Annotated in this window: 13 protein-coding genes and 1 pseudogene; 6 read left to right on the top strand and 8 right to left on the bottom strand. The window is 53.6% G+C overall.

Annotation, left to right across the window (positions count from 1 at the left end; translation table 11 throughout):
- Positions 1–336: 336 nt before the first annotated feature.
- The gene (locus tag ABD892_RS14415; protein ID WP_345196539.1) at positions 337–642 is read left to right on the top strand and encodes an RNA recognition motif domain-containing protein; all 306 of its coding nucleotides are present in this window, start codon (positions 337–339) and stop codon (positions 640–642) included.
- Between the two features lie 68 nt (positions 643–710).
- On the opposite strand, the gene ABD892_RS14410 is transcribed toward ABD892_RS14415, so the two are convergent.
- From ABD892_RS14410 to ABD892_RS14385, 6 genes and pseudogenes are all read right to left on the bottom strand, one after another.
- The gene (locus tag ABD892_RS14410; RefSeq protein ID WP_345196538.1) at positions 711–1,613 is read right to left on the bottom strand and encodes an iron-sulfur cluster-binding protein; all 903 of its coding nucleotides are present in this window, start codon (positions 1,611–1,613) and stop codon (positions 711–713) included.
- Positions 1,606–2,646 carry a 4Fe-4S dicluster domain-containing protein gene (locus tag ABD892_RS14405; protein WP_345196537.1) on the bottom strand — a complete coding sequence of 347 codons (1,041 nt, stop codon included), beginning with the start codon at positions 2,644–2,646 and terminating at the stop codon, positions 1,606–1,608. The genes ABD892_RS14410 and ABD892_RS14405 overlap by 8 nt, the downstream gene beginning before the upstream one ends.
- On the bottom strand, positions 2,615–4,720 hold the full coding sequence (fdhF, locus tag ABD892_RS14400) for a formate dehydrogenase subunit alpha (RefSeq protein WP_345196536.1): 2,106 nt from the start codon (positions 4,718–4,720) through the stop codon (positions 2,615–2,617). The genes ABD892_RS14405 and fdhF overlap by 32 nt, the downstream gene beginning before the upstream one ends.
- 274 nt (positions 4,721–4,994) lie before the next feature.
- Complete coding sequence (rimK, locus tag ABD892_RS14395; RefSeq protein ID WP_345196540.1) at positions 4,995–5,936, bottom strand: 30S ribosomal protein S6--L-glutamate ligase; 942 nt, start codon at positions 5,934–5,936, stop codon at positions 4,995–4,997.
- 87 nt (positions 5,937–6,023) lie between these two features.
- Positions 6,024–6,434 (bottom strand): annotated as a pseudogene (locus ABD892_RS14390) (ATP-dependent zinc protease family protein); the annotation flags it as partial.
- A 461-nt stretch (positions 6,435–6,895) separates the two neighbouring features.
- A complete protein-coding gene (locus ABD892_RS14385; RefSeq protein WP_345196535.1) occupies positions 6,896–7,156 on the bottom strand; it encodes a hypothetical protein in 261 nt (86 codons plus the stop codon).
- 34 nt (positions 7,157–7,190) lie between these two features.
- Between ABD892_RS14385 and ABD892_RS14380 the strand changes: the two genes are divergently transcribed.
- Together ABD892_RS14380 and ABD892_RS14375 are read left to right on the top strand one after the other, a co-directional pair.
- Positions 7,191–7,706: a GntR family transcriptional regulator gene (locus ABD892_RS14380; RefSeq protein ID WP_345196534.1), complete on the top strand. Its 516-nt coding sequence runs from the start codon at positions 7,191–7,193 to the stop codon at positions 7,704–7,706.
- A gap of 270 nt (positions 7,707–7,976) precedes the next feature.
- On the top strand, positions 7,977–8,435 hold the full coding sequence (locus ABD892_RS14375; RefSeq protein ID WP_345196533.1) for a hypothetical protein: 459 nt from the start codon (positions 7,977–7,979) through the stop codon (positions 8,433–8,435).
- Between the two features lie 258 nt (positions 8,436–8,693).
- Here ABD892_RS14375 and ABD892_RS14370 read toward each other — a convergent pair whose 3' ends face one another.
- Entirely contained in the window at positions 8,694–9,554 is an 861-nt protein-coding gene (locus tag ABD892_RS14370; protein ID WP_345196532.1) for a DMT family transporter, read from the bottom strand.
- Positions 9,555–9,682: 128 nt separating this feature from the next.
- Here ABD892_RS14370 and ABD892_RS14365 point away from each other — a divergent pair, with 128 nt between their 5' ends.
- Together ABD892_RS14365 and ABD892_RS14360 are read left to right on the top strand one after the other, a co-directional pair.
- On the top strand, positions 9,683–10,078 hold the full coding sequence (locus tag ABD892_RS14365) for an SET domain-containing protein (protein ID WP_345196531.1): 396 nt from the start codon (positions 9,683–9,685) through the stop codon (positions 10,076–10,078).
- A 277-nt stretch (positions 10,079–10,355) separates the two neighbouring features.
- Positions 10,356–10,529 carry a hypothetical protein gene (locus ABD892_RS14360; RefSeq protein ID WP_345196530.1) on the top strand — a complete coding sequence of 58 codons (174 nt, stop codon included), beginning with the start codon at positions 10,356–10,358 and terminating at the stop codon, positions 10,527–10,529.
- A gap of 71 nt (positions 10,530–10,600) precedes the next feature.
- Here the strand turns inward: ABD892_RS14360 and ABD892_RS14355 are convergent, their stop codons facing one another.
- Complete coding sequence (locus ABD892_RS14355; RefSeq protein ID WP_345196529.1) at positions 10,601–11,017, bottom strand: thiol-disulfide oxidoreductase DCC family protein; 417 nt, start codon at positions 11,015–11,017, stop codon at positions 10,601–10,603.
- A 206-nt stretch (positions 11,018–11,223) separates the two neighbouring features.
- Between ABD892_RS14355 and ABD892_RS14350 the strand changes: the two genes are divergently transcribed.
- Entirely contained in the window at positions 11,224–12,468 is a 1,245-nt protein-coding gene (locus ABD892_RS14350; protein WP_345196527.1) for a M14 family metallopeptidase, read from the top strand.
- Positions 12,469–12,489: the final 21 nt, after the last annotated feature.

Genomic DNA, 12,489 nt, shown 5'->3' with positions numbered 1-12,489 from the left:
GCGTTTTGTGCAAAAACTGTACTCTGTTGCCAAAAGTACGGCCAGCTTGCTCACATTCCCAAGGTTAAGCGGGATTTAAGGGAAAACATTATTCATAACAGAAAGCAATAAGAAGTGCTGTGGCACTTAACCAAATAAATGAGTAACGCGGTTCAACACGTAGAATTGTCACTCGGAAAACGAAAAACCTGCCTGAGGAACCAAACATCTACCGCGCTTGTCCAACTCACTGTATGTGCAAAAATCTTAACTTTTACCCCAAAAGACCAGCCTCTCAAGGCGTCCGTTATTTTCCGGTAGAGAGTCAAGATAACCTACGTCATTGGAGAGTATTACATGCAGAGAAAGAAACTGTTTGTCGGCAACCTGGATTTTTCGGTCACCGATGAAGACCTGATGGAGGCATTCAGCCCCTTCGGCACCATTGAAGAAGCCCGTGTCATCACAGACCACGAGTCAGGGCGCTCCCGGGGGTTTGCCTTCGTGACCTTCAGTACGGAAGAGTCCGCTGAGTCAGCCCTCACCCTGGATGGACAGGCACTGAATGGGCGGGATATGCGGGTCAGCATTGCCACCGAACGGAGCAAGAATGACCGCGGCAATGGCGGCCGTGGTGGCCCAGGTGGACGCAAGCGGTTCTAAACTCGCTTGCCCAATGACCAGAAAGCCAGCCTGACAGGCTGGCTTTCTGGCATCCTAGCTATCTACCGTCAAACACAGTTACCACAACACTCACCGACATCGGCATGCCCCATGCCGACCGGTTCACGGGGTGGTTTCACCGATTTCTCTTTCACCACCAATTCGCCCAGCTGATCCCACCGATAGGTCGGCCCGTCCACACAGACAAGGTCATTGGCCACATAGCAATGGCCACACAGGCCAACCCCACAGTGCATACGACGTTCAAGCGATAACCAGATATGCTCCGCAGGATAACCCTGTCCAGTCAAATACTTACAAACCGCTTCCATCATCCCTTCCGGACCACAGCAAATCACATCATCAAAGGGACCATCCTCTGCCTGGATACGATCCAGGTTACTCATCAGCTCACGTCCCTTGAGATATTCCCGGCTAGCGCCGTCCTGGTTATCCACGGCCTCATAGAGGCGGCAGTTTTCCCGCCACCTGTCTCGCTCCTGGCGCATCACCAGCATGGCTTCGCTGCGGGCACTGAAGTAGACCACAGGCGCTGAGCCCTGTGCAGTGAGCGCATCAATCTCAGCCGCCACCGGCGCGAGTCCGCAACCACCGGCAATCACCAGCACCCGACGTCCGGCCAGATCAGGCCAGCCTTTGCCAAACGGGCCACGGGCACCGAGCACATCACCGGGCTGACAGGTGAAGAGTGCATCTGTCAATTTACCAATCTGGCGGATCAACGCATGAAAACGGCCGTTTTCGTCGGGCATGCCGGCATACGTAAACGCAGCCTCGCCCTTGCCCGGCACTGTCAACATAAAGAATTGCCCGGGACTCACCTGGGCCGGGTTGCCCACACTGGGCAACACACCCTCGACCACCACCGGTTCAAAGGTGAAATGATCAATTTCCTCACCGTCCGGGTAACGGTCCACCAGCCGAACGGCGACAGGGGTTAAATCAAACATGTGCGATCTTCTCCATGACTGAGTGCACTCCAATGGATCCGGGACAGGTGGCTTCACAGCGACCACAACCGACACAGCCAAACCGTCCCATCTTGCGAACAAAGTCGCCAGAGAACTTGTGGTACCAGTAACGGGCGACCCGACGGCCTGCCGCTGACGTTGGGTTAGCGCCACTGGCCTCCTTCTGGAAGCCCTCCATCAGGCAGGAATCGTGGAAACGCTCACGGTAAAAACCCTTTTCGGTCTTGATATCCCGCGTTGCGTAACAGCTGCAGGTTGGACAGGTCTGACTGCAGCCGGAACATCCCAGACACTTGCGCGCCAGGCTGTCCCAGACATCGTCCGGAATCGCCCGGGCGTTGATGCGCTGGATGCCGTTGATGATATAGGTGTCATTCGGGAAAGCGGCCCGGGCATGCTCACCGTTCATATCGCGCCAGTAGCGCCAGTGGGAATCCGCTGGTGTCAGGTTCATACCATCAACAGCGCCATGCCCTGCCGGGCTCGCGCAGATTAACCACCAGCCGGGCTGATCACCGCCAATGCTGGGCATGGGCGCCAGGATCAGGTCAGCCCTGGCTTCATCCACGAGCGGTCCGGCATCAACCGTACTGCAGAACCCGTTTTCACACGGGCTACTGCAATCAATACCGACCAGCAGGGTATCCTTGCGGCGTGCCTGATAATAAGGATCATCCTGAAAATGCAGATCCTGATACGCCAGCGCCGTGAGATCACAGGCTTTCATCCCGAACAGAACCTGCGGCTCAGAGGCTGGCCGGGATGACCGGAATGTCTCACCGTCGAATTCGAACAGATGTTCCCTTTCAGCAAAAAACATCGACTTGGGCGACATCACCGGACGCAGGGCCGGATCAAACGGGGTCACATCGCCACTGACAACTTCCTGCCAGCTGCCGTTGCCGGTGGCATCCTGCACCGGCTGCATGACCCGGTAGCGCATCAACAGCCAGTCACGCAGGTGCTCGGGGCGTTCCAGCTCATACACGTACATGGCAATCTCCCTGTTCACGCAATACCTGGATCGGTTTCGGACGTTCAGCCGGGTCAAGTGGTTCAACCCGTACGGCACAGGCCTTGAGTTCCGGCATCCGGGTGACCGGATCCTGGGCATCGTTGGTCAGCTGGTTCGACGGCGTATCATCAAAGTGGTAAGGCATACTGACCAGACCCGGCGGCAACTGATCGGTAATCACCACGCGGGTTTCGACATAACCACGGCGGGAACGGACCCCCACCGGCGCATTGTTGAACAAGCCCTGGTTGGCTGCATCCTGGGGACTCATGAACAGCAAGCCCATCGGCGTTTCACGTTCGAGCAGCGGCGACTTGCGGGTCATGGAGCCACAGCCATAGTGGAAGTGCAGACGGATCGTGGTCAGGAAGTAAGGGTATTCAGCATCCGGGTTTTCTGCCGGCGGCAGATAATGCAGTGGCATCAGCCGGGCCTTGCCATTCGGGAAGCTCTTCTGGTGCAGGATCGCGGTACCATCAGGCGAACGACTGTCGCAGGGCCACTGGAGTCCACCGTGCTGCTCCAGACGCGGATAACTCATCCGGCTGTAAATCGGCATGAGCGCGGAAAATTCATCAAACACCGCTTCGGCGGATGGCCAGTCAAAGCCTTCAGCCCCAAAGGCTCGGGCCAGTTTGCCAATGATCTGCCAGTCAGGCAGACAATCACCAATCGGATCAATGGCCTTACGGATACGCTGAACCCGGCGTTCACAGTTGGTGAATGTGCCATCTTTCTCGGCAAAGCTGGCGGCTGGCAGGATGACATCCGCAAACCGGGCGGTTTCCGTCATCGCCATTTCCACCACGACAAGGAAATCCAGTCGATTGAGCACCTTGGCAACCTGGTTCTGGTCCGGATCAGTCACAACCGGGTCTTCCCCGAAAATCATCATGGCGTGGAACTGACCGGACAGGGTGGATTCATTCATGCCCAACGAGGTCATGCCCGGCTTATCTGCGACTTCACAACCCCAGGCACGGCTGAATTTTTCACGCATGGCCGGATCATCCGTGGACTGGTATCCCGGATAAACGCCCGGCAGCGCACCCATGTCACAGGCACCCTGCACATTGTTCTGGCCACGCAGGGGGTTAATGCCGGTACCGGGACGCCCCACATGCCCACAACTCAGGGCCAGGTTGGAGATCGCCATCACATTGTTGGTACCACTGACATACTGGGTCACACCCATGCCATAAGCGAGGAAGGCCGCCCGGGCATGGCTGTAGATGCGCGCCGCCTGAACCAGTTGATCTTCCGGCACCCCGGTAATACGGCTGACCACTTCCGGCGGATATTCTTTGACATTGGATTTGAGCAGATCCAGGTGCTGGCAATGTTCATCCAGGAACGCCCTGTTTTCCCAGCCTTTCTCAAAAATGATGTTCAGCAGACCATTAAGCAGCGCCACGTTTGATCCCAGGCGTAACTGCAGGTGGACATCTGCCAGACCAGCCAGCCGGGTCTTACGGGGATCCACGACCAGCAACAGAGCGCCGCGCTCCTTCGCCTTGATAATCTCACTGCCAATAATGCAGTGGCTTTCGGTCGGATCACAGCCGAACACGACAACGACATCGGCCTTTTCAATATCGCCGATACTGTTGGTCATGGCGCCGGAACCCAGCGTCCGCGCAAGCCCGGCTACCGAGGGGCTGTGACAGATACGGGCACAGTGGTCGATATTGTTGGTTTTCAGCACTGCGCGGGTAAATTTCTGGATGGCGTAATTGTCTTCGTTACTGGCCCGGGCACAGCTGATCGCACCCACAGAGGTCGGGCCATGCTCTTCCATGTGGTAACTGAACTGTTCATGAATCAGGCTAACGGCCTCTTCCCAGGAAGCCTTCCGGAAGCTGCCGTTCTCCTTGATCAGCGGTGTGGTAATCCGGTTCTGCCGGTCAACACCGAAGGCGCTGTTCCAACCCTTCGAGCAGAGGCGGCCTTTACTGACGGGATGGTTCCGGATCGGCTCAACACCGATGATCTGCTGACCTTCCGTGCGCAGGCCAAGACCGCAACCCGTGCCGCAGAACGGGCAGATGGTCGAGGTGGTTTTGATGCTCATTGACATAGTCACCTGAGTTTGAAGATGGTTGCATCCCTTCGTCACCGCCAACTCCCACCCGCGCCCATGCGCCGGTCTTTTTCAGGTGACTTTGGAATCTTGCAGGCGTGCGAGTGCATCGGACAGTACCCGAGCTGATCTGCGTCAACGTCGTCCCGATACGCGACGTATGATGCTACCGTCGTGTAGTAAATGGATTGACTTAAAACAATAGTTATCGTGTGGGCATATCGCCACCCGGATTCAGGTGGCGATCATCAGCAGGCAGGATAAATCAGGCGAGTTCTTCGTCGAGCAGCATTTCAGGGTCTTCCGGCATGGTGCCGAGCGGACGACGCCAGCCGAGTTTTTTCTCAATGGCGCTGATCATTTGTCCGGCGATATCCTTGCCGGTCGCATTCTCAATACCTTCCAGACCCGGTGAGGAGTTCACCTCCAGCAGCAATGGCCCTTTACGGGAACGAATAATGTCAACACCAGCGACCTTCAGCCCCAAAGTCTTGGCGGCCTTGATCGCCAGCTTACGTTCGTCCGCCGTAATCTTGATCACCGAGGTGCTACCACCCTGGTGAACATTGGCGCGGAATTCACCCGGCGCTGCCGTACGCTGCATAGATGCCACCACCCTGTTGTCGATGACAAACAGGCGCAGATCCTTACCGTCGGCTTCCTTGACGAATTCCTGCACCAGCAGGTTCGCCTTCAGGGACTTGAACGCACCGATCACACTCTCCGCCGCCTTGCGGGTTTCTGCCAGAACCACACCACGCCCCTGGGTGCCCTGCAGCAGTTTCACGATCAGCGGCGCGCCACCCACCATATCGATCAGGTCAGCGGTATCGATCGGAGAATTCGCAAAACCGGTGGTCGGAATATCCAGCCCGCTGGACAACAGTAACTGCAGCGAAAACAGCTTGTCACGGGACATGCTGATGGACTGCGACGAGTTCAACGGATAAATGCCGACACTTTCAAACTGCCGGGTCAACGCACAGCCATAGAATGTCATGCTCGGACGAATACGCGGAATCACCGCATCCAGGTCATTCAGGATACGACCGCCACGGTAATGAATTTCCGGTGTTTCCGCATCCAGCTTCATGTAGCAGTGTTTGATGTTCAGGAACTTCATCTGGTGGCCGCGTTCTTCACCGGCTTCCAGAATACGCTGGTTACTGTACAGGTCAGGATTGCTGGCCAGTACACCGATCTTCAGGCCGGTGCTCTTCTGCTCATGCTTGCCATACAGCGCCCGCACCTCATCGTTGGTCCGGCGGCTACCATAACGGTGACTTTCTGACGGATCCACCAGCATACGGCCACTCATGGCTTCACGCCCCAGCAGCATGCGGTACCCCATGGAATCGCGGTTCGCCAGCGTCAGCTCAATATCCCAGGTTTCCCCGGCAAAATCCAACGGTGTACGAATCACATAACGCTTCTCCGAAATACCCGTGGAACTTTTCACCAGGCGGCGATCCACGATCTGCGCTTCACAGCGGACAACGGTGCGACGCTCCTTCTGAATAGGGTGAATCTCAAAACTCACCCAAGGTGTGCCACCGCGGGAGAAAGGGTGGATATTGAACGCATGAATGGAGGAGGTCTTGGCGCCGGAATCCACCCTTGCCTTAATGGCGGGGATGCCTAACGCCGGAAAGGCACACCACTCTTCACTGCCAACAATGATCTTGTCCGAATCATTTTTCAGCATTGGATACTATCTCTCAAACGACCGGCGGCTCCCGCCTGCCGGTTATGAACAAAAAAACACCACCGCCCGCAAAACATCGGTAACAGGTCAACTCGGTGTTGATCATGATGGATCAAAGTGACAGTAGCATGTCTGGATACTTCCGTACCCATTAAACCGTCTTCTTTAAAAAGATAAAATATAGTACAGCGTTTCGCCCGGCAGGATGCCGGCGACATTAACGAATGACCCACTGTACGACAGATACACTCTATCCAAACAAAAAAACTCCCGCTAAACGGGGAGTTTCCGCAGTTTAACCGAAACCGGTCGATAGTAAATAATAGTTCTTAAAAAAATCTCCATTTAATTCTCATCCGGTGCGCGTTTTCCCCTCGACTGAATGATGGCGTCCCGCCAGGGGCGCCAAGCTGGCCGGTGCATCCCCACGCGTACCGGCCAGGCTCCGTAACCCCTTAAATTCAGGCAGTCTGCGGTGCTGCCATGACGGTCTCCTCGTCTTCCAGACCCAGCCGCTTATCCTGCTCGCGCTGGTGCGCCATGATACGACCGTAGTTCTGGTTCAGGTACTGCAGGGTCTTGACCGCTGCCACGAAGAAGACCGGCATAATCAGGACAATAATCAATACCGGGAATGACTTCAGGATATTGGGGTCCGCATTGATCAGCAGGAACACAATGGGCAGTGCAGTCAGCAGCAGACACCAGAACAGACGGAACATTGGTGATACGTTGGCCTCAGCATCCAGCTCCTTGGTGGCAATACCAGCCAGGGAAGCACTGCAGAAGCTGGCCTGGGAACAGATGGTGGTGATTCACCCCCGTCGCGGCATTCAGATTCCGGAAGTATCCGTAGAAAACCAGCTGACACTGCTGGAAGTTCGCCGCCCTATCGAAGCCGCCTGCGTGGAACTGGCTGCCCAGCGCGCGACATCAGGACAGAAAAAGCGCATGCTGGCGCTGGCGGAAGGCATCCTGGCCTGTTCTGACAACAATGATGATGAAGCCTTTCTGACTTATCTGCGTGACATTCATCACCTGTTGGTCGAAGCGGCACGGAACGAATACTTTATTAAAGCCATGAGTCCGCTGCAGGGACTTTCCCGCCGCTTCTGGTTCCTCAACAAGGAGCTGGACACCGGCCACCCCGCCAACCTGCATGCGGACATTATGCGGACTGTTGCCGCCGGGGATAGAGACAACGCCCGGGAAGCCTCTGATGCGCTCATCAGCTACCTGACACAGCAGGCAAAAGATAAAATCGGCATGTAAGCCATCGCACATTCTCCCGGTTACCGGACTGACCTCGTAACCGGGTATGTCCGCCTATCCATTCGTACCATTCTTATAACGAGCTTGTCTTTGGTACATTCCCACACATTTCCTAGACTTCCCGCCTAGTGGCTTGCCTGCAAGCCATCAAGTCACAGTGAACGGTCACGACGGCATGACATGCTTGCATGTGTTTCTGTTCACTCTCAGCTAATGATCTTCACGTTTCTGTACACCCCTTGTCATTCCTTCTCACTCAGGAGTGTTACCATGAAGTTCTTACGCTATTGCTTTATCTGCCTAATGCCGCTCCTGGCACTCACAATATCGCCAATACAGGCAACTGAAGGCGTTTTTGAATACACACCCACAGATGAACATATTCTTGCCAGTACCACCGAACGGGCGGATGTTTCCATCGATTTTCTTCCTGGCACCGCGTTTGTCGCCTGGATCGTCTCCCGGGATGGCGAAACCCAGAAAGTCCATGATTACGGCACCTATGCTGTCGGCGGACACTGGCAGGTGAGCTTGCCAGTCAATTCACGCATCAAGGTGGGCATCCAGGGCTTCGGCCCCAAGCATTGCCGGTACTTTAGCGTGATCAAACCCACCTCTGGCACGATCAAGTTCTGGGGCGCTTCCGATCACTCGAAATATTCCATAGAGGGCGATGCCGTTAAATATGATACGGAAGAGACCACCTTCCAGGGCTGTTCTGATCCATAAACACCGCAATAACAAGAAATAATGAAACAGGTAGTACTAAGGTGCTGCCTGTCACCCAGATGCATGGAAAATATTATTGAGAGGAAGCAAGAAATTGGGAAAAGGAGAGGAGAAAAAGAGGATAAGCTGACACATCCCTGTGCCATGTTTCACTCAAAGAGAAAGGTCTTAGCCATCTGCTTTGAGTGTCGTATCGTATAAAAAACAATCGACTTATATCAGTCGCATTTAACGTGTCATCACTTCGGTATATTCGGATCAGGCCTCGGGCATCGAACGCTGACGCCAGACCACTGCACCAAGAATCACACAACCGCCGATCAAGGTCGTTAAAGCAGGAATCTCCTTCAGCCAAAATGCGGCGACCACCATCCCGTACAGCGGCTCAAGGGCTGTAAGCAGAATCGCCATGGTGGCTGTTACAACAGCCATGCCACGAATAAACAGTGTATGGGCCACTGCGGTTGCCAGCACACCCAGCACAACTAACCAAAACAGTGTATTACCCTCCAGAGCAGGCAATACCTGCCAGGCAACCGGTGCAAGCACCAGTGCAGCAACAGATGTCTGCCAGAAAGAAACCTGCACAGGAGAATACCCCCGGATCAACTTTCGATTAGCTATCTGCAAAACCGCAAAGGTCAATGCGGCCAGTAGCCCCATACCAATGCCACGATATAACAGGCCATTGGCGCCTTTCAGGTCAGCAACCATTGCTACTCCCGCGATCACAGCCGCTCCAGCCACCAGGTCGCGACCGCTGATCCGGCGACGATCCACCAAAGGCTCCAGCAAGCTTGTAAAGATCGGCGCCGTTGTAAAGGTCACCAGGCCAACCGCAACACTGGTCAGCACAATGGATTGAAAAAAGGTGTACCAGTGCAACGACAACAGAACGCCTAACCCCGACATGGCCAAGCCGTCCCGATAACGCCGAAGCCGAAAGGAAATACCAGTCACCATCATGAAAAGTCCCAGTGTCAGTGCGGCAAAGAATGTTCGGCCGCCAGTCGTGACCAAGGCATCCAGCGCAACGTATTTCCCTATGACACCTGACAAGCCAAACAGCACAATAGAAAGATGCAACCCTGCCAGTTCGTTGTACGACTTCACCACCATACCCATCACTCCGTTACTACGTTCCTGCCAGCAGGCTGTGAAAAATCCGCCATAACGACTACCTTAGATCACATCTATAATGCTCAGGGCGAAATCGCTACGTTGATAATTCTGCATGGGGAAAACCAGTGTTCAACATCAATGTAAAGATTAAACCAAGTACAATTCATGGAAACGGGCTGTTCGCTGATGAGCCTGTCAAAGCTGGCTCTACGGTTTATCAGGGTAATGCAGAACTTGACCTGATCATTTCTGAAGAGACGTTTTCTGCTCTTACAACACGAGAGCAGCAGTTTATCTCACAGTATGGGGCACATAGCAGTCTGGATGATCAGTGGCACTTACCCCATGATCATATACGATTTTGCAACCATTCTAACAACCCCAATTTAAAACTCAGCTACCCGGACAAAAACTCACACAGCTGCCACATAGTCGCTGTCCGTGATATTGCGGCTGGAGAAGAGCTTCTGCAAGATTACCGGGAGTTTGAAGAGCTGAGAGAATGCCTGCAGGATCTATAAAAAAAACAAAATCATATCTTTTTTGGTTCTACTTACAGTGAAGTGCAAAAAACACTGGATATGTTTAACCTAAAGAAGCTCTTACCCCCCCAACACCTGTTATAAAAACAGTAAAACGAACAGGCTGTTAAAGGTTTATAGCGCTCACTTATGCATTACCTGCAAGGCAGGCTTCCATCATTTTTTTTGCTCATCAACAGAAAAATATATCCATTTACCTGTACTGTTTTTTACCGGACAGTTACTTCGCCATCTTTAACATCCTGAGCGAATCGCCGTGGAAGAGATCAGCTATTTATACGAAGAAGACTTTGAAGAGTCCTCTCGCAAAGAAAAACAACGTCGACGTCATGCCGAATACGAGAAAAAACGCAAGCGTGCCGAGCTTCACCTGGAGCGCCGCCGGCTTCGCGAAATGCTGGATATGGATGACCTGGACTTTAGCTGGTAACCCGTCTTTGACGACAATAATAACCCGCTCTCAGTAGCGGGTTATTCATGCACGCTGAATAACCTTCCTATTTACTTATCATCCATTTTACAGGCATTCCGGCCCAATAAAGGTGCTAGTCGCCGCGAGATAGTATGCCGGTTTCGGGCAAACAACCGATACACCCCGTCCGCCACAATCCTCACCAGTGGCCAACGTAGTGGCGCTATCCAGATCCCTTTTCCAACCGCTTCCCAGGCCGCCAGCGTGGCATCCACACCTTTGACAATGATGCCGTCCCCTAATCGCGCATGGATGAAGCAATCAAGTTCCTCCGGATCCAACTCCGGATAACGCTGCGCAAACCCGTCACTATGGATATCCACCAACTGCAGTTGCCCGGCCTGGTTAAGATTCGACAGATGATTAATTTCGCGCAGACACAAAGGACAGTTGCCGTCATAAAACAGTGTCACAGGTAGTGTGATATCCGATCGTTTCAGCGCCATAGCCCGTTATCCTTATATCCGTCCCTATGTACCGCGATGCATTGCCTCTCGCCTACTCTGACGCCCCCGCCCGAAACACACAAGAAGCGACTACACTACAGCCGTTACGCAGTGACCAGCATAGTCACTATTGATTCCCGTAGATAGCCGACAATATGCCTTCACACCTGCCCTCTGTTTTCCCGTGAGCCTCCCGGGAGGTCATCATGCATTACCTCATTACCCCGTTATTTCTTATATTCTTCGTGCTTGTTTCAGCCAATGCATTGCATGCATGCGCAACAAATACAACAGACGCAGCCAAACAAAAAATCCTGCCACCCGATATCCCCTGGCACGGTAAAAGTGAGCAGTATACAGCCTCAGCCAGTGACCCGTTTATCACAAAAGCGGAAGCTACCGATTACCGGGAAACCGGTGATTATCAGGATACCGTTGACTGGCTGAAACGACTGGCGGCCAAAACCGATGATGTCCGGATCATCAATCTGAAGGAGAAAACACCGCAAGGTCGCACCATGGTCATGGCGGTCGTCTCCACCAGCCAGGACAAAACCCCCAAGGGACTGCAAGACAGTGGCAAGCCAACCGTACTGATTGAGTCAGGCATACACCCGGGCGAAGTCAATGGTAAGGATGCCGGGCTGATGTTCCTGCGTGATCTGACCGTCGGCAATAAATACCCCAACCTGCTCAAGAAAGTGAACCTGTTGTTTATCCCGTCAGTGAACCCAGATGGTGATATGCGACGCAGCCGTTACAGCCGGATTAACCAGAATGGGCCCGACGTCACAGGCTGGCGACTGAACGCCAACAACCTTAATCTCAATCGCGATTTCACCAAACTCGACAGCGCCGAAATCCGTAATGTTGTGAATGTATTGGATACTTGGAATCCAGATTTTTTCATGGATGTCCACTCAACCGATGGCATCAACTACCAGTACGATGTCACCTATTGCGATAACGGGAATGGCTGGTCACCTGCCGCCAAGGACTGGATGGACAAAAAGATGACTCCGAAAGTCTATAAGCAACTCAAGTCCATGGGGCATATCCCGAATGTCTGTATCAGCGCCAACGACAATAATGACCTTTCACAGGGCTACTACCCCTACGCCAGTGATCTCGCACGTTTTTCCAACCAGTACGGAGATATCCGGGGCATTCCGAGCATTCTGATCGAACTGCACGCACTGAAACCCTATAAACAACAGGTGCTGGGCAACTACGTGCTGTACAAAGCCATCCTTGAGAGTGTTGCAGCAGATCCCAAAGGATTAAAAGAGGCTGCGGAACGCGATCAAACCCTGCGCCCGACCAACACCACACTCACCTGGAAAACACCGGATAAAGTGCCGGAGGTTCAATTCAAAGGCGTTAGCTATACCTGTCAGCACCGATTTAAAATGTCCACCTTTCACCGATCCAAAATGACCTGTGTGAGATGATAATCTAATCAGATTATCGTA

It is taken from the genome of Kistimonas scapharcae (genome assembly GCF_039540975.1).
Classification (GTDB): domain Bacteria; phylum Pseudomonadota; class Gammaproteobacteria; order Pseudomonadales; family Endozoicomonadaceae; genus Kistimonas; species Kistimonas scapharcae.
The sequence above is the reverse complement of the archived record's forward strand: the minus strand, read 5'-3'. Positions and strand labels throughout refer to the sequence as shown.